Origin of the sequence: Bradyrhizobium sp. 134, from assembly GCF_023074155.1 — a bacterium.
Classification (GTDB): domain Bacteria; phylum Pseudomonadota; class Alphaproteobacteria; order Rhizobiales; family Xanthobacteraceae; genus Bradyrhizobium.
Genome location: NZ_JADPKX010000006.1, coordinates 224,016 through 246,163, shown reverse-complemented (window position 1 = coordinate 246,163; position 22,148 = coordinate 224,016). Strand labels below are relative to the sequence as shown.

At 64.6% G+C, this 22,148-nt stretch carries 27 protein-coding genes; 11 read left to right on the top strand and 16 right to left on the bottom strand.

Annotated features, from left to right (window positions below):
- Positions 1–9 precede the first annotated feature (9 nt).
- Genes IVA75_RS01980 through IVA75_RS01965 form a run of 4 tightly spaced genes read right to left on the bottom strand, consistent with a single transcriptional unit; the run spans position 10 to position 3,579 of the window.
- Complete coding sequence (locus tag IVA75_RS01980) at positions 10–1,173, bottom strand: ABC transporter permease (protein ID WP_247287213.1); 1,164 nt, start codon at positions 1,171–1,173, stop codon at positions 10–12.
- Positions 1,170–2,102: an ABC transporter ATP-binding protein gene (locus IVA75_RS01975; protein ID WP_247287214.1), complete on the bottom strand. Its 933-nt coding sequence runs from the start codon at positions 2,100–2,102 to the stop codon at positions 1,170–1,172. The genes IVA75_RS01980 and IVA75_RS01975 overlap by 4 nt, the downstream gene beginning before the upstream one ends.
- Complete coding sequence (locus tag IVA75_RS01970) at positions 2,099–2,887, bottom strand: efflux RND transporter periplasmic adaptor subunit (RefSeq protein WP_247287215.1); 789 nt, start codon at positions 2,885–2,887, stop codon at positions 2,099–2,101. Before IVA75_RS01970 ends, IVA75_RS01975 begins: the two co-directional genes overlap by 4 nt.
- Positions 2,884–3,579, bottom strand: a complete 696-nt coding sequence (locus IVA75_RS01965) for a TetR/AcrR family transcriptional regulator (RefSeq protein ID WP_247287216.1) — start codon at positions 3,577–3,579, stop codon at positions 2,884–2,886. Before IVA75_RS01965 ends, IVA75_RS01970 begins: the two co-directional genes overlap by 4 nt.
- A 109-nt stretch (positions 3,580–3,688) precedes the next feature.
- Between IVA75_RS01965 and IVA75_RS01960 the strand changes: the two genes are divergently transcribed.
- From IVA75_RS01960 to IVA75_RS01950, 3 genes are read left to right on the top strand one after another with little or no spacing between them, the layout of a single operon-like run.
- A complete protein-coding gene (locus IVA75_RS01960; protein WP_007611986.1) occupies positions 3,689–4,024 on the top strand; it encodes a metalloregulator ArsR/SmtB family transcription factor in 336 nt (111 codons plus the stop codon).
- Positions 4,021–4,485, top strand: a complete 465-nt coding sequence (locus tag IVA75_RS01955; RefSeq protein ID WP_027567718.1) for an SRPBCC domain-containing protein — start codon at positions 4,021–4,023, stop codon at positions 4,483–4,485. The genes IVA75_RS01960 and IVA75_RS01955 overlap by 4 nt, the downstream gene beginning before the upstream one ends.
- Before the next feature lie 11 nt (positions 4,486–4,496).
- Positions 4,497–4,910, top strand: coding sequence for a GFA family protein (locus IVA75_RS01950; protein WP_247287217.1), 414 nt, complete (start codon positions 4,497–4,499; stop codon positions 4,908–4,910).
- A 40-nt stretch (positions 4,911–4,950) separates the two neighbouring features.
- On the opposite strand, the gene IVA75_RS01945 is transcribed toward IVA75_RS01950, so the two are convergent.
- From IVA75_RS01945 to IVA75_RS01900, 10 genes are all read right to left on the bottom strand, one after another.
- On the bottom strand, positions 4,951–5,361 hold the full coding sequence (locus IVA75_RS01945) for a DUF2000 family protein (protein WP_247287218.1): 411 nt from the start codon (positions 5,359–5,361) through the stop codon (positions 4,951–4,953).
- Positions 5,362–5,424: 63 nt separating this feature from the next.
- Complete coding sequence (locus IVA75_RS01940) at positions 5,425–5,814, bottom strand: DUF4189 domain-containing protein (RefSeq protein WP_007611990.1); 390 nt, start codon at positions 5,812–5,814, stop codon at positions 5,425–5,427.
- 163 nt (positions 5,815–5,977) lie between these two features.
- A complete protein-coding gene (locus IVA75_RS01935; RefSeq protein WP_247287219.1) occupies positions 5,978–7,582 on the bottom strand; it encodes a molybdopterin-binding/glycosyltransferase family 2 protein in 1,605 nt (534 codons plus the stop codon).
- Positions 7,579–8,280, bottom strand: a complete 702-nt coding sequence (locus IVA75_RS01930) for an XdhC family protein (protein WP_247287220.1) — start codon at positions 8,278–8,280, stop codon at positions 7,579–7,581. The genes IVA75_RS01935 and IVA75_RS01930 overlap by 4 nt, the downstream gene beginning before the upstream one ends.
- A 2-nt stretch (positions 8,281–8,282) precedes the next feature.
- The gene (locus IVA75_RS01925; RefSeq protein ID WP_007602422.1) at positions 8,283–8,606 is read right to left on the bottom strand and encodes an XdhC family protein; all 324 of its coding nucleotides are present in this window, start codon (positions 8,604–8,606) and stop codon (positions 8,283–8,285) included.
- Positions 8,607–8,615: 9 nt separating this feature from the next.
- On the bottom strand, positions 8,616–9,818 hold the full coding sequence (locus IVA75_RS01920) for a VWA domain-containing protein (RefSeq protein ID WP_247287222.1): 1,203 nt from the start codon (positions 9,816–9,818) through the stop codon (positions 8,616–8,618).
- A gap of 128 nt (positions 9,819–9,946) precedes the next feature.
- Positions 9,947–10,882, bottom strand: a complete 936-nt coding sequence (locus IVA75_RS01915) for a MoxR family ATPase (RefSeq protein ID WP_247287225.1) — start codon at positions 10,880–10,882, stop codon at positions 9,947–9,949.
- Positions 10,883–10,944: 62 nt separating this feature from the next.
- On the bottom strand, positions 10,945–11,751 hold the full coding sequence (locus tag IVA75_RS01910; protein ID WP_247287226.1) for a xanthine dehydrogenase family protein subunit M: 807 nt from the start codon (positions 11,749–11,751) through the stop codon (positions 10,945–10,947).
- Between the two features lie 33 nt (positions 11,752–11,784).
- Positions 11,785–12,270 (bottom strand): (2Fe-2S)-binding protein, encoded by a 486-nt coding sequence (locus tag IVA75_RS01905; RefSeq protein ID WP_007602418.1) that lies wholly within the window; start codon positions 12,268–12,270, stop codon positions 11,785–11,787.
- A 135-nt stretch (positions 12,271–12,405) separates the two neighbouring features.
- A complete protein-coding gene (locus IVA75_RS01900; RefSeq protein WP_018455582.1) occupies positions 12,406–12,852 on the bottom strand; it encodes a carbon monoxide dehydrogenase subunit G in 447 nt (148 codons plus the stop codon).
- 181 nt (positions 12,853–13,033) lie between these two features.
- On the opposite strand from IVA75_RS01900, the gene IVA75_RS01895 reads away from it, so the two are divergent.
- From IVA75_RS01895 to IVA75_RS01885, 3 genes are all read left to right on the top strand, one after another.
- On the top strand, positions 13,034–14,389 hold the full coding sequence (locus IVA75_RS01895) for a 3-carboxy-cis,cis-muconate cycloisomerase (RefSeq protein ID WP_247287227.1): 1,356 nt from the start codon (positions 13,034–13,036) through the stop codon (positions 14,387–14,389).
- A 36-nt stretch (positions 14,390–14,425) separates the two neighbouring features.
- Entirely contained in the window at positions 14,426–15,208 is a 783-nt protein-coding gene (pcaD, locus tag IVA75_RS01890; RefSeq protein WP_027567708.1) for a 3-oxoadipate enol-lactonase, read from the top strand.
- Positions 15,209–15,294: 86 nt separating this feature from the next.
- Complete coding sequence (locus tag IVA75_RS01885; RefSeq protein ID WP_247287228.1) at positions 15,295–15,687, top strand: carboxymuconolactone decarboxylase family protein; 393 nt, start codon at positions 15,295–15,297, stop codon at positions 15,685–15,687.
- Here IVA75_RS01885 and IVA75_RS01880 read toward each other — a convergent pair.
- Positions 15,649–16,185 (bottom strand): hypothetical protein, encoded by a 537-nt coding sequence (locus IVA75_RS01880; protein ID WP_247287229.1) that lies wholly within the window; start codon positions 16,183–16,185, stop codon positions 15,649–15,651. The genes IVA75_RS01885 and IVA75_RS01880 overlap by 39 nt on opposite strands.
- Positions 16,186–16,527: 342 nt before the next feature.
- Between IVA75_RS01880 and IVA75_RS01875 the strand changes: the two genes are divergently transcribed.
- The 5 genes from IVA75_RS01875 to IVA75_RS01855 all read left to right on the top strand — a co-directional run bounded on the left by IVA75_RS01875 (position 16,528) and on the right by IVA75_RS01855 (position 21,621).
- The gene (locus tag IVA75_RS01875; RefSeq protein ID WP_007602412.1) at positions 16,528–17,445 is read left to right on the top strand and encodes a branched-chain amino acid ABC transporter permease; all 918 of its coding nucleotides are present in this window, start codon (positions 16,528–16,530) and stop codon (positions 17,443–17,445) included.
- A gap of 11 nt (positions 17,446–17,456) precedes the next feature.
- Positions 17,457–18,776 (top strand): high-affinity branched-chain amino acid ABC transporter permease LivM, encoded by a 1,320-nt coding sequence (livM, locus tag IVA75_RS01870; protein WP_247287230.1) that lies wholly within the window; start codon positions 17,457–17,459, stop codon positions 18,774–18,776.
- Positions 18,773–19,606: an ATP-binding cassette domain-containing protein gene (locus IVA75_RS01865; RefSeq protein ID WP_247287232.1), complete on the top strand. Its 834-nt coding sequence runs from the start codon at positions 18,773–18,775 to the stop codon at positions 19,604–19,606. Before livM ends, IVA75_RS01865 begins: the two co-directional genes overlap by 4 nt.
- Entirely contained in the window at positions 19,603–20,343 is a 741-nt protein-coding gene (locus tag IVA75_RS01860) for an ABC transporter ATP-binding protein (protein WP_027518807.1), read from the top strand. The genes IVA75_RS01865 and IVA75_RS01860 overlap by 4 nt, the downstream gene beginning before the upstream one ends.
- Before the next feature lie 159 nt (positions 20,344–20,502).
- Positions 20,503–21,621, top strand: a complete 1,119-nt coding sequence (locus IVA75_RS01855) for a branched-chain amino acid ABC transporter substrate-binding protein (RefSeq protein WP_007602405.1) — start codon at positions 20,503–20,505, stop codon at positions 21,619–21,621.
- Between the two features lie 83 nt (positions 21,622–21,704).
- Here IVA75_RS01855 and IVA75_RS01850 read toward each other — a convergent pair whose 3' ends face one another.
- Positions 21,705–22,091 (bottom strand): response regulator, encoded by a 387-nt coding sequence (locus IVA75_RS01850; protein WP_247287234.1) that lies wholly within the window; start codon positions 22,089–22,091, stop codon positions 21,705–21,707.
- Positions 22,092–22,148: the final 57 nt, after the last annotated feature.

Genomic DNA, 22,148 nt, shown 5'->3' with positions numbered 1-22,148 from the left:
CATCTTGCCTCAATCCAGCGTGCGGCGGAAGCGCGTCACGGCGATGGTCATGGCGAGCAGCATCAGGACCGCCAGCGCCAGCGCGTCGAAATGCAAATTTTGCATGCTCGCGCCCTTCAGCATGATGGCGCGGACGATGCGCAAATAATGCGTCAGCGGCAAGCACTCGCCGACATATTGCGCCCAGGCCGGCATCCCGGCAAACGGGAACATGAAGCCGGACAGCAAGATGCTCGGCAGGAAGAACATCATCGACATCTGCATCGCCTGGAGCTGGTTCTGCACCAGCGTCGAGATCGTATACCCGATCGCCAGGTTGGTCGTGATGAACAGCGTCGAGAGCAGCGCCAGCAGGAACAGATTGCCGAGCACCGGCACGCCGAACAGGCCGACCCCGATGCCGATGATGAGGAACGCCTGCACGAACCCGACCAGCACGTAAGGGATGATCTTGCCGAACATCACCTCGACCGGCCTGATCGGCATCGACAGCAGGCTCTCCATCGTGCCGCGCTCGACCTCGCGCGTGACCGAGAGCGCGGTGAAGATCAGCATGGTCATGGTGAGGATGGTGCCGACGAGGCCCGGCACGATGTTGAGGCTCGACGCGGCGGCCGGGTTGTAGCGGGCATGCGCGCGGATCTCGAACGGCATCTCCGGGGGATCTCCGATGTAGAGATCGTGCTTGAGTGCGGTCTGCACGACCATGCCGAGCGAGCCGATCGCTGCACTCGCTGCAACGGGATCGGTCGCGTCGGCCGCGACCAGCAGCGCCGGTCTGTCGCCGCGCCGTACCGCCCGCTCGAAGCCGCGCGGGATCTCGACGCCGAACAGAACCTTGCCTGATTTCAGGAGATTGTCGAAGTCGTCGACGTCGTGCACTTCGTAGAGAAAGTGGAAATAGGCGGTGTTCTCCAGCGCCTTCAGGATCGAGCGGGCGAGATCGGAGTCCTCCTGGAGCAACACCGCGCTCGGCAGATTGTGCGGCGTGGTGTTGATGGCATAGCCGAACAGGAGCAGCTGCATCACCGGCAGCATCACGATCATTGCAAACGACACCCGGTCGCGCCTGAGCTGGATGAACTCCTTGATCAGCATCGCATAGGAGCGCCTCCAGAAGCCGAAGCGCTCCCTGATCGCGTGCTGGGGTTCGGAACGATCGACCGCGCTCATTGGAAATTGTCCTTGGAACGACTCATCAATTCGATGAACACGTCTTCCAGTGACGGCGAGGATTTGTGCCAATGCAGCCCGCTTTTCTCGCGCCACGGCGCGATGCTGGCCTCGAGCGCGGCGACGTCGCGGCCGGAGACGTGCAACGACGTGCCGAACGGCGCCACCATGTCGATTCCAGGCTTGCCGGTGAGCGCAGCGGTGAGCCCGTTCAGGTCCTCGCCCGTCACGGTGTAGGTCGTCAACGCGGATTTCGCGATCACCTCGTCCACGGTGCCGTGCACGAGCAGATGGCCATAGGCGATATAAGCGATCTCGTGACAGCGCTCGGCCTCGTCCATGTAGTGTGTCGAGACCAGCACGGTGAGACCGTCGGCCGCCAGTGCATGAATCTCGTTCCAGAAATCGCGCCGCGCCTTCGGGTCGACGCCGGCGGTCGGCTCGTCCAGCAGCAGCAGTTTAGGACTGGGCAATGTGCAGGCGCCCAACGCCAGCCGCTGCTTCCAGCCGCCGGAGAGCTCGCCCGCGAGCTGCTCCTCGCGGCCCGAGAGCCCCAGCCGCTTGATCATGTCGCGCGCGGCGCCGCGTGCATCGCGAAGGCCGTATAGGCGCGCGACGAATTCGAGGTTTTCGCGGACTGACAGATCCTGATAGAGGCTGAAGCGCTGGGTCATGTAACCGACCTGGCGCTTGATCTTTTCGGCATCGCGCCTGATGTCGTAGCCGAGGCAGGTGCCCTCGCCGCTGTCGGGCGTGAGCAGGCCGCAGAGGATGCGGATCGTCGTCGTCTTGCCCGAGCCGTTCGGGCCGAGGAAGCCGTAGATCGAACCCCGCTTCACCTGCATCGACAAATCGTGCACGACCTCGCGGCCGCCGAACGACTTGCTCAGGCCCTTGACGTCGATCGCAATGCCATTGCCGCCGTTCATCGCTTGTCCGCCACCGGAGTCTTTGGATTGAGATGGACGTCGATGGGTTGCCCGACACGCAGCGCATCGGGGCGCGACGGCCGCGCCTGGATCAGGTAGACGAGCTTGTTGCGCTCCTCGAGGCTGTAGATGACAGGCGGGGTGTATTCGGCCGAAGTCGCGATGAAGTAGATCTTTGCCGTGAGATCGGCGGCGCAATTGTCGCACGCGATCCGCACGGTGTCGCCGATCGCAAGCTTCGGCAGCTCGGTCTCCGGCACGAAGAAACGCAGCTTCATGTTGCCGGGAGGCATGATCGAGAGCACGGGCCGCTGCGCTGCCACCATCTCACCCTCGCGAAAATAGATCTGCTGGATGGTACCGGCCACGGGCGCAAAGCCCTTGCGCCGCGCCATCCGCGTCTCCGAGGTCGCCACCCGCGCCTCGGCGACGCGCAAGGCAGAGACGGCCGAGTCGAGATTGGCCTGCGTGCCCGAGCCGGTCTTGCTCAGCGAGGCCGCGCGGTCATAGGTCTGCTGCGCGTTGGCAAGCGTCGCCTTGTTCTGGTTGAGATCGGCAAGCTGGAGATCGTCGTCGACGGAATAGAGGTGATCTCCGACCTTGACCTCGTCGCCCTCGCGGATGTTCAGCTTCGTCACGCGGCCCGCCTCGTCCGGGCTGACGAAGATCATGTCGGCCTCGACCCAGCCCTGGAAGCCGGGCTCACGCTTGTCCTTGCAGCCAGCAAGCCCGGTTGCGAGGACCGCGACTAATGCGAATATAAAAATTGCTCGCAACGACCTCATGTCGAGCTCCGTTCGCCAAAAATCAAATCGAGATGGACCCGCAGCATGTCCTGCGCGTCGAGCGGCGCGTGCCGCGCGAACAGGCTCTGCCAGATCACCGCGATCATCGCGGGTGCGACCAGGATCTGCGGGTAATGCGCCAGGTTCTTCTGGCGGATCTCGCCGCGGGCAATGCCGAGCTCGATCAGGGCGCGCATGGCGGCCATCCCGCGCGAGACGACCTCGCGGTAGTAGAAATCGGCCACGGACGGAAAGCGCGGTCCCTCGGCCACGATCAGGCGCACGAGATCACCGCGTCTGGTACCGATCACCTCCTTGAGGAAGTTGCTGGCAAACGTCTCGACGAGATCACGCACCGAGCCCGCCGGCGGCGGCAATGCCGTCAACCGCGTCACCACAGGGACGATCACGGTCCGCACCAGCTCCTCGAACATGGATTCCTTGTCCTTGAAGTGCAGGTAGATGGTGCCCTTGGCGACACCCGCGCGCTTCGCGATGTCGTCGAGCCGCGTCGCGGCAAAGCCGCGCGCGATGAATTCCTCCATCGCGGCATCCACGATCGCCGCGCGCCGCTCCGCCGCGCGCGTGGCGCGGCTCGGCGCGGGCGCCGCGTCGTTGCCAGCGCTTGCAGAGGCCTTTGCGCTGGCGCGATCCTTGGAGGGAGCGGCGGGTTTGGTCGGCTTCTTTGTCATTCTGATGACATGACTGACCGGTCAGTCAGCGTCAAGACAGGATTACGGACCCAACCAGGCCAATAAATTAGCCTTTACTAATTCATTAGTGTATACTAATCTAATTCCCATGATCGAAGCCGCCCCAAATCCCGTCACCACCGTGATGCGCGCCCTCGCCGATCCGACCCGGCGCGCGGTGTTCGAGCGCGTCTTCGAGAGCAAGGAGATCAGCGTCGCCGAGCTCACGCGCGGAAGCGGCGTGACGCAAGGCGCGATCTCGCAACACTTGAAGTCCCTCAAGCAGGCCGGCCTCGTCGCCGAGCGTGCCGAGGGCCGCAACGTCTATTACCGTGCCGCGCCGCAAGGCCTCGAACCGTTGGTCTCCTGGATGGACCATTACGGCGTGTTCTGGCGCGAGCGCTTCCAGAACCTGCGTGACCTCTTGAAGGAGATCGATCCGTGAGTGCTCTTGAATTGAAAGCCGAGACAAAAGACATCGTCCTCGACGAGGTGCTCCCTCACGCGCCGGAGACGATCTGGAAGGCGCTGACCAGCGCCCAGCTCATCGCGCGCTGGCTGATGCCGCCGACCGGTTTCGAGGCCGTCGAAGGCAACACTTTCACCTACCAGACCACGCCGGGCGGCGCCTGGGATGGCGTCATCCATTGTCGCGTCCTTGAAGTCATGCCGAACCGGCGCCTCGTCTACGCCTGGAAGGGCGGCGATGAGCGCAACACCGGCTACGGCGCGCCGCTCGACACTGTCGTGACGTGGTCCCTCACCCCGGTCGAGGCCGGCACGCGGATCCGTCTGGTTCATGCGGGCTTCGTCATACCCAGGAACCAGTCGGCCTACACGGGCATGAGCGGCGGCTGGAAGAAGGTCGTCCGCCAGCTCGACGAGATCAGCGGCGAAGACAAGTAAGGAGTTATCGCATGACCAAGCCCTTTACCGGCGGCTGCGCCTGCGGCGCGATCCGCTATTCGATCGCCAGTGAGCCCCTGTTCGCCAATCACTGCCAATGCCGGGACTGCCAGCGCGAAAGCGGCAGCGGGCACGGCTCCTACATAACCTTCGCGCGCGCCGGCGTCACGCTTACCGGCGAGGCGAAGCATTGGGACATGGTCGCCAACAGCGGCAACGTGAAGACGCGCGGTTTCTGCACGCAGTGCGGCGTGCCTGTTTACATGACCTTCGCGGCACAGCCCGACGTCTTTACGATCCGCGCCACAAGTCTCGACGAGCCCGCCCGCTACAAGCCGCAGGCGGTCACTTTCGCCGCGCGCGGACATGACTGGGATCGTCTTGACCAGGACCTGCCGAAATTCGCTGGCATGCCGCCGGGGTAGGCATCGCAAGTGGAAGCGCGCAAGACCGCGCGCGTTCACGTCAACTATGAAACTTCAGCCCATCAACGATCTTGTCGATCACCTTGCGCTCGGCGCGCGCGGCAAGACCGACGAGGTTGAGGTCAGGGCGCGCCACTGCCCTCACCGCCTCGCGATTGGCGGCATCATGCGTGGTCTTGAACATGTCCTCGGTGTAGACCGCCGGCTTGACGCTGCGCGTCAGGGCCCGATCGAGCGCGCGCGTCAATGCGGGACCGTCGGCGCCATAGATCAGAATCGGCTGACCGATCAGCGCGTGATATCTCGTGCCTGACGCATCCTCATAGGGCTCGCCGATGCAGTCGGGAAAAGCAGTCGCGATGCCGCTGGTCAGGAACGAGGCAACGTTGAGCTTCTGCCAGGGCTGAAGATCAGTGCGGATCACAACGGCGATTTTAGTGTCGAATTGCATTGAATTCCCCAACTGTCATTCCGGACTCGATGCTACGCAACATCGGAATGACGGCAACAGGAATCAACCCTTTGCGTCGCAGGCCCAGGCGCGGATCACGCATTCCTTGCCGCCATATTTGTAGCATTCGCGCGTCGCGGCATTGAGCGTGGCCGAGATCTTCGGCTTGACGGCATAGCCATAGGCGCCGCAGGGATTGGACAGATCGACCGACATCGCCGCGCAGGCGCGCTTCATCGTCACGGTCGTGCAATCGCCCTTGCACTGCTTCTGCGCCGCCGCACGCGCTTCGTGCTCGGCGCCATAATCAAACGCTTGGCCATAGGCGCCGCACTTGCCGACCGCAAATGCACCGGCGGCGTGCGCATCCGTGATATGGCGAGCGCCCGCGACGCAGACGGACAGCGCAAAGAAAAACATCGCGCAACGGCGCGCGACGACGTTCGAAGCCATGGAAAAACCCCTCCCCCCAAGGCAGGTGAAGTGGACTGTAAGCGCCGGTCGTTTCCAGATGGTGAACGGGGCGTTGAAATTGAGGCGTCCCCACCAATTTCGGATCGCAGTAAGGGGAAATGTTGGGCATGGCGCTACGCGCCTTTGCCCACTCAGCGCAGCGTCAACCCCGCCGTGCCGCTTCCAACGCCTGCGGCGTGTCGATATCGAGGAAGGCGCTCTCGCCGTCGACCGGCACTTCGGCGACCGCCTCGGTGTGCTTGGCGATCAGATGGCGCGCGCCGACATCGCCGTCGAGCGTCATCAACTCCGTGAAGAAGCGGCGCGACCACAGCACAGGGTTGCCGCGCCGGCCTTCGCTGACGGGCACGACGATGAGATTGCCGCGGTCCGGTGCGAACGCGTCGATGAGACGGTCGATCAGGCCGGCATTGATCAGCGGCATGTCGCCGAGGCAGACCACAGCGCCGTCGCAAGCTTCTGGAACGGCCGCGATGCCGGCCTTGACCGAGCTTGCGATGCCGCCGGCAAAATCCGGATTTTTGACGAAACGCACCTTCAGGCCTTGCAAGGCTTGCTCGATCAGCTCGGTCTGATGGCCGGTGACGACGATGACCTCCGATGCTTTCGAGGCCAGCACCTGCTCGGTCGCAATCCGCACCAGCTTCTTGCCGTCGAGCTCGGCCAGTAGCTTGTTCGGCCCACCCATCCGGGTCGAACGGCCCGCCGCGAGCACGATAACCGCGACCTGGTTGTTGCCCTCGATCTCCGGTTTTGCGCGCGGCTGCGGACGCGTGACGATCTCCATCAGGAGGCCGCCGACGCCCATGCCCATCAGCTCGGACCGCGTCACCTTGATGCCGGCCAGCAGCCGCATCAGCACCCAGTCAAAGCCGTTCTCGACCGGCGAGCGCGCGCAGCCGGGCGCACCCAGCACAGGAACGGCGCCGGCCCGGGCAATCAGCAAAAGATTGCCGGGATCGACCGGCATGCCGAAATGCTCGATCTCGCCGCCGATTCCGGTCACGGCCGCAGGGATCACGTCGCGGCGATCGGCGATCGCGGATGCCCCGAACACGATCACGAGCTCGGCGCCAAGTCCCAGCAGTTCGTTGATCGCAGCCGACAGCGCCTGCTCCTCATGGGGGACCCGCCGCTCGGCGATGATGCCAGCGCCGGCTGGCGCAAGCCGCTCGGCGGTGACGCGCAACGTCTTGTCGATCACCTTGGAGGACAGGCCGGGCAACAGCGTCGAGACCACGCCGACACGCTTGATGACGTAAGGCGCGATCTTCAGAACGTCGCGACCCGCGGCCTTCACCGCGGCATCGCGCAAGTTTCCTTCGACGCCGAACGGGATGATCTTGACGGTGCCGACCATCTCGCCCTCGACCACCGGCTTGAAGGCGGAGAGCGTGGCAAAGGTAATGGCCTCGTCGATATTGTTGATGCGGTCCACTGCGGCGCGATCGATCACCAGCACGCCCGGGCGCGCGGCGAACAGATTGGCGCGACCGGTAAAGGCACGCTCGACATGAATGCCATCGCCACCGACGGCAAGCGCGATGCTGGCGGCAGCGATATCCTCGGAGACATCGCCCGCCTCCATCCGCACCACCACAATGTCCTTGATGCCGGCGCGCTCCAGCGCCTCGACCTCGGCAGGGCCGATCGTCGTGCCCTTCTTCAGCACCAGCGGTCCCTGGCGCAGGGTGTGGACGGTCACCCCGCCGATCGCATCCCTGGGACTCGCCGGGCCGAACTTCATGCGGCTTCTTCTTTTTCTTTGGGCGGCAGGCGAAGCACCGCCGTGATCTCGGCCATGATCGACACCGCGATCTCGGACGGCGAGACCGCGCCGATCGCAAGCCCGATGGGCGCATGGATGCGCGCGATGTCGTTGTCCTTGGCGCCCTGCGCCCGCAGCCGGTCGCCGCGTTTGGCATGCGTCTTCCGCGAGCCGAGCGCGCCGATATAGAAGCAGTTGCGCTCGAAAGCGTGCAGCAGCGCGGGATCGTCGATCTTTGGATCGTGCGTCACCGCGACGAAAGCGGTGTAGGCATCGACGTTGAGTGGCGGCAGCGCCGTGTCGGGCCATTCCGCGACCAAGGGAACGTCTGGGAAGCGCTCGGGGCTCGCAAAGGCCGTGCGCGGATCGACCACGGTGACGTCGTAGCCGAGCGAGCGCGCCAGCGGCGCCAGCGCCTGACTGATATGGACGGCGCCGACGATGACGAGCTTTGCGGTCGGCGCATAGACGTTGAGGAAGAGCTTCTTGCCGCCGGCCTCCACACTGGCGCTCTTGCCCATGCGGAGCTGCTTGTCCAGCTCGGCGCGCAAAGGATCCTTACTGAAGTCCTCGGCCTTCACCAGGCGCTGCTCACCACTCTCGGTGTCCGTCACCAGGATCACCGGGCGGCGCGCGGCGCGCTCGGCATTGAGTTCGTGCAGGATTGCGAGCTTCACAGCTAGCCGACCTTCTCGACGAAGACGCGGATGGTGCCGCCGCAGGACAGCCCGACATTCCAGGCAGTCTCGTCGGCAACGCCAAACTCCAGCATCCTGGGCTTGCCGCTCTGGATCACATCCATGGCCTCGGTGACCACGGCGCCCTCAACGCAACCGCCGGAGACGGACCCCAAGAACGTGCCCTCGTCGTTGATGACGAGGCTCGAGCCCGCCGGGCGCGGTGCCGAGCCCCAGGTCTCCACCACGGTGGCGAGCGCGACGCCACGGCCGGCCTTCTGCCAGTCCTCCGCCGCCTTCAGAATATCCTCGTCGCGATCGAGCATGGCTACCTCTCAGGCTGCGGAGCGGATCAAGCTGCGGTGATGCGGCGGCAGCGGCCGGGAGAGCGTGGTGATCAGCTCCTGGATCGAGCTCAAATTATGTACCGGACGGAATTCGTCAACGTGCGGCAGCATCATTTTGATGCCCTGGGCCTTGGCCTCGAAGCCGCCAAACCGCAGCAGCGGGTTGAGCCAGATCAGCCGCCGGCAGGAACGGTGCAGCCGGTCCATCTCGAAGGCGAGCTTGGAATCGGCCTCCCGCTCCAGCCCGTCGGAGATCAGCAGCACGATGGCGCCCTGGCTCAGCACGCGCCGCGCCCACAATTTGTTGAAATTGTGCAGGGAGGCCGAGATCCGCGTGCCGCCGGCCCAGTCCTCCACCGAGGCCGAGCAGCTCGCCAGCGCCTCGTCGGGATCGCGCTGGCGCAGCGCCCGGGTCACGTTGGTGAGGCGGGTGCCGAACAGGAAGACCGAGACACGTTTTCGCGCGTCCCCTATGGCATGCAGGAAATGCAGGAACAGGCGGGTGTACTCGCTCATCGAACCCGAGATGTCGAGCAGCGCGACGATCGGCGCCGGTTTCTCGATCCGCCCGAGGCGATGGATGTCGATGATGTCGCCGCCCGTGCGTAACGAGGCGCGCAGCGTTCGGCGGAGATCGAGGCGCAGGCCCCGGGGATCGGGCCGGTGCCGGCGCGTCAGAAGCTCGGCCTGCGGCAACCGCATCCGCTCGACGGCGCGGAGCGCTTCGGTGATCTCGGCCGCGCTCATCTGCGCAAAATCCTTTTTCTGAAGGATTTCCTTGTCCGAGACCGACAGACGCAAATCCTGCTCCTGGTGCTGCGGCGTCTCCGTCATGCGCGGCTGCGACATCGCCTCCTGCACACGGCGCGAGCCGGCCTGCGGCTTCTTCTTGGCCTGCTCCGGCAACGGCACCGAATCCAGCATGTGCTTCCACTCTTCCGACGCGCGGAAGAACAGGTTGAAAGCCTGTTTGAAGATCAGCGCATGCTCGTGGCGCTTGACGAAGATCGCCTCCAACGTGGTGAAGACGTCGGCGCGGTTGCCGATGTCGATCACCTGGAGCGCGCTCATGGCATCGATGACCGCACCCGGCCCGACCGGCATGCCGGCCGACCGCAGCGCGCGGGCGAAGCCCACGATATTGTCGGCGAACTGCTCGGTCTGCTCAGGCGCAAGGTGGTTGATGGCCATGGTTCATCACTCTCAGCCGTCATTCCGGGGCGCGCCCTCATGGGCGCGAGCCGGGAATCCATTCAATCTACTCACTCTGCGGCCCAATGGATTTCGGGTTCGCGCTTCGCGCGCCCCGGAATGACAAGCTAGTCGCTCGTCGCGTCCTTCAGTACCTTCTGCAAGGTGTCGCCCTGCATCCGCGTGATGTCGTCCTGGTATTTGAGCAGCGCGCCCAGCGTGTCGCCGACCACTTGCGGGGTCAGCGAGCGGGCGTCGAGCTCCGACAGCGCGGTGGCCCAATCGATGGTCTCGGCGACGCCCGGCGACTTGTAGAAATCCTGATTGCGCAGTGCCTGGACGAAGCGCACAACCTGCTGCGACAATTTTGCGGAGATGCCGGGCACGCGCGACTTGACAATCGCGAGCTCGCGATCGGCGTCGGGATAATCGACCCAGTGATAGAGACAACGCCGCTTCAGCGCGTCGTGGATCTCGCGGGTGCGGTTGGAGGTGATGATGACGATCGGCGGGCTCGGCGCCTTCACGGTGCCGAATTCGGGGATCGTCACCTGGAAGTCGCTGAGGATTTCGAGCAGATAGGCCTCGAACGCCTCGTCGGCGCGGTCGAGCTCGTCGATCAGCAGCACCGGCGGCCCGGCGACGTCAGGCTCGAGCGCCTGGAGCAGCGGTCGCTTGATCATGTAGCGATCGGCGAAAATGTCGGACGACAATTGATCGCGATCGGTATCTCCGGCGGCCTCGGCCATCCGGATCGCGATCATCTGCGCGGCGCTATTCCACTCGTAGACCGCCGAGGAGACGTCGAGGCCTTCGTAACACTGCAGGCGGATCAGCTTCCGCCCCAGGGCCGCCGACAGCACTTTTGCGATCTCGGTCTTGCCGACGCCGGCCTCGCCTTCCAGAAACAGCGGCCGGCCCATGCGCAGCGACAGATAGGTCACCGTGGCCAGCGATCGCTCGGCGAGATAGCCGCGCGACGTCAGGAGTTCGAGCATCGAATCGACCGATGCCGGCAATACAACTGAAGTATTGGCACCGGACGTATTGGCCGCTGAGGTCATGAAAAAGCCAGTCTCGCTACGCCCTCACCGGGGACAAGTTTGGGCCGAGGCGTGAGGATCACTCACTCCTTGGCGTTGGCGGCGTCGAGGGCACGCCGCGTCAGCACGCCGATGAGGTGCGCGCGGTATTCGGCGCTGCCATGGATGTCGCTGTTGAGGCCGTCCGCCGGCACCTCGATGCCGTCAAGCGCTTTCGCGGCGAAGCGCTTCTTCAGGGCTTCCTCGAACGCGGTGACACGGAATACGCCTTCGGAGCCGGCGCCGGTGACCGCGACCCGCACGTCGGAGGGACGCCGCGCCACGAACACGCCGACCAGCGCGTAACGCGAGGCCTGGTTGCGGAATTTGATATAGGCCGCCTTCTTCGGCAGCGGGAACATCACCTTGGTGATGATCTCGTCGGCTTCGAGCGCCGTCGTGAACAGGCCCTGGAAAAACTCTTCCGCCTTGAGGCGGCGCTTGTTCGTGACGATGGTGGCGCCGAGCGCGAGCACTGCAGCCGGATAGTCCGCCGTCGGGTCGTTGTTGGCGAGTGAGCCGCCGATCGTGCCCTTGTGGCGCACGGCGGGATCGCCGATCTGGCTGGCAAGGGTCGCGAGCGCCGGGATCGCCTCGCCGACGATGGCCGAGCTTGCGACCTCGGCATGCCTGGCGGTGGCACCGATCACAAGCGCGCGGCCCTTCATCTCGATCGTGTTGAGCCCATCGATATGGGAGAGGTCGACCAGATGCGGCGGGCTGGCGAGGCGCTGCTTCATGACGGGAATCAGCGTATGGCCGCCGGCGATCACCTTGGCGTCTTCGTTCTTGACCAGGATGTTGGCGGCCTGCCGAACGGTCCCGGGGCGATGATATTTGAAGTCGTACATCTGAATGTCCTGATCGCAGAGTGCGCGCGAGGTTTACGCGAGATCGGATTTCGCCATCGCCTTGGCGCCGGCGGAGATCGAGGTGACGATGTTCTGGTAGCCGGTGCACCGGCAGAGATTGCCTTCCAGCTCCTCGCGGATGGTGTGGTCGTCGAGCTCGTTGCCCTTGCGATGGACGATGTCGATCGCGGTCATGATCATGCCGGGCGTGCAGAAGCCGCACTGCAGGCCATGGTGTTCGCGGAAGGCCTCCTGCATCGGATGCAGCGGCGCGCCGTCGGCGGCCAGCCCCTCGATCGTCTTGACCTCGTGGCCATCGGCCATGACGGCGAGCGTGGTACAGGACTTCACGGCCTTGCCGTCCAAATGCACGACGCAGGCGCCGCACTGCGAGGTGTCGCAGCCGACATGGGTGCCGGTGAGCCGCAGATTCTCGCGCAGGAACTGCACCAGCAGGGTGCGGGGATCGACATTGGCCGTAACAGGATTGCCGTTCACGATGAGGGAGATTTTTGCCATAAGCACTCTCTATCAGCGCCCCGACGGGTCCCGTCGAAGCGGTTCTTATAATTATTCCAACCCATCATATGGGCCATTATGCCCCGGGGCAACATCACCGGGAATGCAAGGCGCCATGCCGAAAGGCGATAGCGTTCAGCCCTGTACCGCCTTGGCGAAGTTCGCGAAAAATTCGTCGGCCAGTTTCTTGGCGGCGCCGTTGATCAGGCGCTGGCCGAGCTGCGCCAACTTGCCGCCGATCTGTGCCTCGACCTCGTAGGACAAAAGCGTGCCGCCGTCCTTCTCCGCAAGCTTGACCACGGCGCCACCCTTGGCGAAGCCGGCCACCCCGCCCTCGCCTTCGCCGGAGATCTTGTAGCCGTTCGGCGGGTCGAGATCGGACAGCGTGACCTTGCCCTTGAAGCGCGCCGACACCGGACCGACCTTCATTTTCGCCGTCGCACGAAAGCCGCCATCGTCGGTCTTCTCCAGCTCCTCGCAGCCGGGGATGCAGGCCTTCAGCACCTCGGCATCGTTGAGCTTGGCCCAGACGGCCTCGCGCGGCGCCGCAAGCTGGACTTCGCCGTTCATCGTCATGGCCATTGGGTGCCTCCCGGGATACCGAACTTGGATCGTGCAACTTTACTGCTCAAGTACCGCACGGAGGCGGCAAAAGAAAGGGTGGCCTCCGGTCACGGGCAATGCATATTCGCAGCTGCAAAAAGCTTGCGCCGCCGGTTTGGGATTGGCACAGGCGGGCCATGGTGGTTAGGTCCCGCACAATATGAGCACATCCCTCTCCCCCCTGCTCGCGCCGATGCTGTCGAGCGTGGCCATGCGCGCGGTCTGCGACGACCGGTCGACCCTCCAGAACATGCTCGATTTCGAGGCAGCCCTGGCCCGAGCCGAGGCCGCCACCGGTGTGATTCCCGCGTCCGCGGTGGGCCCGATCGAAGCCGCATGCAAGGCCGATACCTTTGACATGGCTGCGCTGGCCGAGGCCGCGACGCGATCCGGCAATCTCGCGATCCCCCTGGTCAAGACGCTGACCGCCAATGTCGGCAGGGCCGACGCAGAGGCCGCCCGCTACGTGCATTGGGGCGCGACCAGCCAGGACGTCATCGACACCGCGACCATGCTCACGCTTCGCGCCGGCATCGATGCGTTGGACGCCGATCTCAGCCGCGCCATCAAGGGCTTTGCCGCACTGGCGCGCAATCATCGCAACACGGCGATGGCGGCGCGGACCTGGCTCCAGCACGCGCTGCCGATGCCGTTCGGCCTGAAGGCTGCCGAATACGCCGCAAGCCTCGCCCGCGCCCGCTGCCGCTTGAGGCGGCTCTCCCGCGAGGGCCTCGCACTGCAATTCGGCGGCGCGGCCGGCACGCTTGCAGCACTCGGCGACAAGGGGCTCGTGGTCTCCGAACGGCTGGCGCGGGAGCTGAACCTGCTGCTGCCCGAAGCTCCCTGGCACACCCATCGCGACCGCATCGCGGAAGCCGCATCGAGCTTTGCGATTCTCGCCGGCAGCTGCGGCAAGATCGCGCGCGACGTCTCGCTGCTGATGCAGACCGATGTCGGCGAAGCGTTCGAGCCTGCCGGCGAAGGCCGCGGCGGCTCCTCGACCATGCCGCACAAGCGCAACCCGGTCGCGGCCGCAAGTGCGCTGGGCTGCGCGACCATGGCGCCTCAGCTCGCAGCGACGATTTTTGCCGCACAGGTGCAGGACCACGAACGCAGCGCCGGTCCCTGGCACGCGGAATGGCCGACGCTGCCGCAATTAATGCTGGTCACCTCCGGCGCGCTTGCCGCCATCGTCGACATCGCCGAGGGTCTCGATGTCGATGCCGCGCGCATGCGCAGCAATCTCGATGCGACGCACGGGCTGATCATGGCGGAAGCGGTCACCTTTGCGCTGGCCGACAAGATCGGCAAGAGCGATGCGCATCATCTGATCGAGGCCGCGAGCAAGCGCGCGGTCGCCGAGAAGAAGCATCTGCGCGAAGTGCTCGCAGCCGATTCGCAGGTCACTGCGTATCTTTCGCAGGAAAAAATTGCGGCGTTGTTCGAGCCGATGGCCTATCAAGGCGCTTCCCAAGCCCTGATCGACCGCCTGCTCGACAGCCTCGAACGCGAATAGAGCAGCCTTGAGTGGACATAAAACGGAGACGCCAGCATGCCCATGATCGATGCCGACGGTTGCCTGATCAACGTCTCCGTCGAGGGCCGCGACGGCGGGCCGACGCTGATGCTGTCGAACTCGCTCGGCTGCACGCTGCAGATGTGGGAGCCGCAGATGAAGGCGCTGACGCAGATATTCCGCGTCATCCGCTACGACCGCCGCGGCCACGGCAAGTCCAACGTTCCGCCCGGCCCCTATACGATGGAGCGATTCGGCCGCGACGTGCTCGCGATCCTCGACGACCTCAATATCGAGAAAGTGCACTGGTGCGGCCTGTCGATGGGCGGCATGGTCGGGCAATGGCTGGGCGCGAACGCGCCGGAGCGCTTCGGCAAGCTCATCCTCGCCAACACCTCCTGCTACTATGCCGAGCCGACCAAATGGCTCGAGCGCATCGATGCCGTGAAGAAGGGCGGCATCGCCGCCGTCGCCGATGCCGTTATTGCCGGCTGGCTCACCCAGGATTTCCGCGAGCGCGCACCCGACATCAGCGCCAGGATGAAGACGATGCTGCTGGCCTCGCCGGTCGAAGGCTATCTCGCCTGCTGCGAAGCGCTGTCGACGCTCGACCAGCGCGCGCTGCTGCCGAAGATCAAAAGCCCGACGCTGGTGATCGCCGGCCGCCACGACATGGCGACGCCGATTTCGGCGGGTGAATTGATCCGCTCAAACATTCCCGGCGCAAGCATGACCATCATCGACGCCGCCCATATTTCCAATGTCGAGCAGCCGCACGCGTTCACCGACGCAGTGGTGGGCTTCTTGACGCAGCGTTAGTCGCAACCGTCATTGCGAGCGCCGCGAAGCAATCCAGAAAATGCCTCCGCGGCGACAGACTGGCAATGACGAAGGAGGAGAACAGCATGGACGATCAGAAACGCCGCGATGCCGGCATGAACGTGCGCCGAAAAGTGCTGGGCAATGCCTGGGTCGACAAGTCGATCGCGGGTCGCAATGCATTCAACACCGATTTCCAGGACATGATCACGCGCTACGCCTGGGGCGATATCTGGACGCGGCCGCATTTCGACGAGCGCACGCGGCGGGTGCTGGTGATCGGCACCATGGTTGCGCTCGGCCAATGGGACGAATTCCGCCTGCATGTGCGCGCGGCCCTCGCCGAGGGCGGCTTCACGCCCGACGACATCAAGGAAATCCTGCTGCAGCAGGCGATTTACTGCGGCGTGCCGGCGGCGAACCACGCCGTCAAGGAAGCCTCAGCGATTGTGCAGGAGCTCGGCCTGCTCAAGACCTAGCGGCGGGGTGGCCTCCACGGTCCTCTGAACGATCTTGGGCGCCGCCGCGGGCCGTTCGATCACCACCACGATGGCGGCACCGAGGAGGAGTAGGAGCTCGGTGGCATGCAGCCGCAGCGCGGCCATCTCGCCGACCTTCGAGGCCATGATCATGCTCGCAAACGAGATCAGGCTGCCGATCGCAAGCGCAATGCCGAGCGCTTCGTCGCTGCCGCTGTTCTTGCGGATGCGGGGGATGCAGAGCAGCGCAAGGTAGATCGCAAAGAACGCCACCACCGTCAGTCGCCCCAGTGCCAGCAGCCAGGCGGCGCGCACCGTGTCCATCCCCGCCATCTGGAGATGGTCGCTGAGGAAAAGCGCCACTGCGACGCTCGGCCGCTCATAGAGGCCGTGCACCGGCGCCACCATGATGTTGAAGGCAACGAGGGTCCAGGCCGGGATGAAATAGGCCGCCAGAAGTGCGCCGTTGACCGAACCGATCCGCCAGTTTCCGAACATGCCGCTTCCCGCTTCGTTTGGCCCGCGCCTTCGATGGAAGGCTTTGCCGGGAGCTAACTCGCATCAGACTGTGGCGGCAATTTAAACCCTTTGTTTACCTTAACTGCCTCCCCCAGGCATCCAATTAGGCGCCGGCGGCGCCGGTTCCAGCCATTGCGGGGAACCGGAGCGCCCAAATGATCTCTGTAAAAGCCTTGATGCGGAGGCAGGGCCGGTTGCAGCCGCCAGTTCCCTCCTGTTACAAAACGAGAATGCTTAAGGGCTGCCGGGGCCCGAGAAGAAACCAGCACTCTCTCTCGAAGAGCTCCCTTTGAGCCGCGTCAGATTTGGGTACGGCAGCCTATGGATTATTTCGCCCAGCAGCTCATCAACGGCCTCGTGCTCGGCTCGATCTACGGGCTGATTGCGATCGGCTACACGATGGTCTACGGCATCGTCGGCATGATCAACTTCGCCCATGGCGATGTCTTCATGATCGGCGGCTTCATCGCGCTGATCACCTTCCTTCTCCTGGTCTCGACCGGCCTGACTGCGGTCCCGGTGATCCTTTTGATCGTGATCCTGGTCTCGATGGCGGTCACCGCCCTGTATGGCTGGACCATCGAGCGCATCGCCTACCGTCCGCTGCGCCACTCCTTCCGCCTGGCGCCGATGCTGTCGGCGATCGGCATGTCGTTCGTGCTGACCAATTATTCGCAGGTGGCGCAAGGCGCACGGGTGAAGCCAGTGCCGCCAGTGATCACCGGCGGATATACGCTGCACGAGAGCGCCGATGGCTTCGTCATCCAGCTCTCCAACATCCAGATCGTGGTGGTCATCACCACCATCGTGCTGCTGGCGATCTTCACCTGGCTGGTGTCGCGCACACGGCTCGGGCGCGACATGCGCGCCTGCGAGCAGGACCAGACCATGGCGGCGCTGCTCGGCGTCAACGTCGACCGCACCATCTCCATGACCTTCGTGATCGGCGCTGCGCTCGCCGCGGTGGCCGGCCTGATGTACCTGCTCTATTACGGCCTGGTCGATTTCTTCATGGGCTTCGTCGCCGGCATCAAGGCGTTCACGGCGGCCGTGCTCGGCGGCATCGGCTCGCTGCCCGGCGCCATGCTCGGGGGGCTCGCGATCGGGCTGATCGAGACGTTCTGGTCGGCCTATTTCTCGGTCGAGTACAAGGACGTCGCCGCGTTCTCGATCCTGATCGTCGTGCTGATCTTCATGCCGACCGGCCTGCTCGGCCGCCCCGAAGTCGAAAAAGTCTGACGGTCGCGCGCGTGAAAACTCCCTCGAGCAATACGGCCAAAGCTGCATCGGGCATCCCCGCTCTCCTGAAGACCGCCTGCGTCAACGCACTGATCGCGCTGGTGCTGTTCTCGCTGATGGTCGGCGTCCGCACCGAAGCCGGTTCCGACGGCCAGCTCACCTATTGGACGCGCTTCGGCGAGGTCGCCTCCCTCGTCGCCGCGGTATTCGGCGGCTCGATCGTGCTCGAGCTGCTCAAGCAATGGATCGGTCCGACCGGCGCCGAGAAGCTGGTGCCGCCAGCAGTGCAGAGCGGAATGTCGTTCCTCGGCCGCTATCTCGCACCGGCGCTCCTGATCTTCACGGTGCTGGTGCCCGTGATCTTCTATGACCAGCGGTACATCCTCGACCTCGCAATCCTCGTGCTCACCTATGTCATGCTGGGCTGGGGATTGAACGTCGTGGTTGGCCTCGCCGGCCTGCTCGATCTCGGCTACGTCGCCTTCTATGCGGTGGGCGCCTATTCCTACGCGCTGCTTGCGACCAATTTCGGCTGGTCATTCTGGATCTGCCTGCCGCTCGCCGGCGTCCTCGCCGCATTCTGGGGCGTGCTGCTCGGCTTTCCCGTGCTGCGCCTGCGCGGCGACTACCTCGCCATCGTGACGCTCGCCTTCGGCGAGATCATCCGCCTCGTCATCATCAATTGGCAGGATCTGACCGGCGGCCCCAACGGCGTCTCCAGCATTCCCCGCCCCTCCTTCTTCGGCATCCCGCTCGACAACAGCGACAACGGGCTCGCCGCCAGGCTCGGCATCGAATATTCGCCGACCCACCGCATCGTCTTCCTGTTCTACCTGATCCTGGCGCTCGCGCTGCTCACCAACTGGGTGACGATCCGGCTGCGCCGCCTGCCGATCGGCCGCGCCTGGGAAGCTTTGCGCGAGGATGAAGTCGCCTGCCGCGCGCTCGGCATCAACACCACGACGACCAAGCTCACGGCATTCGCGACCGGTGCGATGTTCGGCGGCTTTGCCGGCGCGTTCTTCGCGACCCGCCAAGGCTTCATCAGCCCGGAATCCTTCACCTTCCAGGAATCGGCGCTGGTGCTCGCCATCGTCGTGCTCGGCGGCATGGGCTCGCAGCTTGGGGTTGCGCTCTCCGCGCTCGCCATGATCGGCGGTTTCGAGCTGTTCCGCAGCCTCGAGAGCTATCGCATGCTGGTGTTCGGCATGGCCATGGTGCTGATCATGATCTGGCGGCCGCGCGGCCTGATCGGCCATCGCGCGCCGACCGTGTATCTGACCAAGGCCCACGCGATCTCATCCGACCTCGTCAAGGAGGGACACGGATGAGTCGCGACCAGATTCTCGAGGTCGACCGGCTCACCATGCGCTTCGGCGGCATCGTCGCGGTGCAGGACTTGTCGTTTGCTGCCGAGCGGAACAAGATCACCGCGCTGATCGGACCCAACGGCGCCGGTAAGACGACGGTGTTCAACTGCATCACCGGGTTCTACAAGCCGAGCGGCGGCGCCATCCGCCTCAGCCATGACGACGGCAAGGTGATCGCGCTGGAGCGGCTGAACGATTTCCGCATCGCCAAGCAGGCCAAGGTCGCCCGCACCTTCCAGAACATCCGCCTGTTTCCCGGCATGACCGCGCTGGAAAACCTGATGGTGGCGCAGCACAACGCGCTGATGCGCGCCTCCGGCTTCACCTTGCTCGGGCTCATTGGCGCGCCTGTCTACCGCGAGGCCGAGAAGCGCGCGATCGATCTCGCCACCGACTGGCTCAAGCGGGTCAATTTGCTCGATCGCGCCGACGATGCCGCCGGTAATTTTGCCTATGGCGACCAGCGACGGCTCGAGATCGCACGTGCGATGTGCACCGAGCCCGCGCTCTTGTGCCTGGACGAACCCGCAGCCGGCCTCAACGCGCGCGAGAGTGCCGCCCTGAGCGAGCTGCTGCTGTCGATCCGCAACGAGCTCGGCACCTCGATCCTGCTGATCGAGCACGACATGTCTGTGGTGATGGAGATCTCCGACCACATCGTTGTGATGGACCACGGCGTGAAGATCTCTGAAGGCTCCCCGCGCGAGGTTCGCGACGATCCAAAGGTGATCGCCGCCTATCTCGGCACCGATGAGGAAGAGGCGGCGGCCGTGATGGAGAGCGGGTCGTGACGTCGCCCACTGCCTTGCTCGCGATCCGCGGCCTTCGCGCCGCCTACGGCAAGATCGAGGCGCTGAAGGGCGTCGACCTCGAAATCACTGCCGGCGAGATCGTGGCGCTGATCGGCGCCAACGGTGCCGGCAAGTCGACGCTGATGATGACGATCTTCGGCAAGCCGCGCGCCCGCGCCGGCCAGATCCTGTACGAAGGCCGTGACATCACCGAAGTGCCCACCCACGAGATCGCGCATTTGCGCATCGCGCAATCGCCGGAAGGCCGCCGCATCTTCCCGCGCATGAGCGTGGCGGAAAATCTCCAGATGGGGGCGGACGCCACCGAGTGCACTGACGCCGAACGCGAGGCGACGCTACAACGCGTGTTCACGCTGTTCCCGCGGCTGAAGGAACGCTACGCCCAGCGTGGCGGAACCCTGTCCGGCGGCGAGCAGCAGATGCTGGCCATCGGTCGCGCCCTGATGAGCCGTCCTCGCCTGCTCCTGCTCGACGAGCCCTCGCTCGGTCTGGCGCCGCTGATCGCGCGCCAGATTTTCGATGCGATCCGCACTCTGAACCGGCAAGACGGCCTCACCGTGCTGATCGTCGAGCAAAACGCCAACCATGCGCTCAAGCTCGCCCATCGCGGCTATGTCATGGTCAATGGCCTGATCACGCTGGCCGGGACCGGCGCCGAGTTGTTGCAGCGCCCCGAGATTCGCGCCGCCTACCTGGAAGGCGGCCGGCACGGTTGAGGCCGCCCAGGGCGAACCCGCGCTGCCGAATGTGGCGAGATATCTCTGCCCATGCCCGTATTTTGCCGGTGACTTCTCCTCGAATTCATTCAAGAATAGCGCCGGTTTGAACCGGGCATGCCCGGTAACTCCCACAGGCGACCACCCTCGAGGTATCTCATGAAATCACTGAAGCTCATCGGTCTGGCATTCGGCGCGTCGATCGCGCTGTCGAGCGCGGCATTCGCGCAGGATGTCACCGTCGCAGTCGCAGGTCCTATGACCGGCGGCGAGTCCGCTTTCGGCCGCCAGATGAAGAACGGCGCCGAGATGGCCGTAGCCGACATCAACGCCGCCGGCGGCCTCAACGGCAAGAAGCTGGCGCTGTCCGTCGAGGACGACGCCTGCGACCCGAAGCAGGCGCGCTCGATCGCCGAGAAGATCGCCGGCGCGAAGATCCCCTTCGTGGCCGGGCATTATTGCTCGTCGTCGTCGATCCCCGCGTCGGAAGCCTATGCCGACGGCAACGTGCTCCAGATTACTCCCGCCTCCACCAATCCGAAGTTCACCGATAGCGGACTGTGGAACGTGGCGCGCGTCTGCGGCCGCGACGACCAGCAGGGCCTGGTCGCCGCCCAGTACATCGCCAAGAACTACAAGGGCAAGAATATCGCCATCCTCAACGACAAGACCACCTACGGCAAGGGTCTTGCGGACGAGACCAAGAAGGCGCTCAACAAGGCCGGCGTCACCGAGAAGATGTACGAGTCCTACAACAAGGGCGACAAGGACTTCAACGCGATCGTCTCGCGGCTGAAGCGCGACAACATCGATCTCGTCTATGTCGGGGGCTACCATCAGGAGAGCGGCCTGATCCTGCGCCAGATGCGCGACCAGGGCCTCAAGACCGTGCTGATGGCCGGCGACGCGCTCGCCGACAAGGAATATGCCTCCATCACCGGCCCTGCCGGCGAAGGCACGCTGTTCACCTTCGGCCCCGATCCGCGCAATAAGCCGACCGCGAAGAAGATCGTCGAGGCCTTCAAGGCCAAGAACATCGACCCCGAGGGCTACACGCTCTACACCTACGCGGCGATGCAGGTCTGGTCGCAGGCGGCCAAGAAGGCCGGCACCACCGATGCCAAGAAGGTCATGGCCGCCATCAAGGCCGGCAAGTGGGACACCGTGATCGGGCCGATCGAGTATGACGCCAAGGGCGACATCAAGCAGCTCGACTACGTCGTCTACAAATGGGACGCCAAGGGCGGCTACGCCGCGATCAGCGGCAACGGCACCTAAGCACGGTTGCCAGGGGCCTGAAGGCCTCATCCAATCATCGTCACGCCCCGGCTTGCCCCGGGGCGTTTCTTCCTGCGTCAGGGTCAGACGGCAGCAGGCAGCGCGCCGTCCGCTGCGGCTTGGGCGTTCCTTAGTGCTTGAAGAAGATCGTTCGGCCGAAACGGCTTTTGCAGGCAGACCACGTTGGCGAGGTGGGGCGATTGTTCCATGAAGTCCAGTGCCGTCATCCCCGACACCGCAACGACCGGGAGACTCGGTGCAAGCTCGCGCAGCGTCGTGATGACCTCGACGCCGCTGGTATCGCCAAGGAAAATGTCCACGATTGCCGCGTCGAAGCAGGTCTCGGTGAAGGCTTTCACCCCGGCTGCGCCGCTATCGGCCTCAACGACGTCGTAACGGTTGACGCGCAGCACGATCGCGACCATCGCACGGACGTCCTTCTGGTCGTCGATGATGAGAACGCGGGGCATAGGGAACAACTCCCGGATCCTGAATTCAAAATGCCTGATTCAAACCTGGAACCCGTA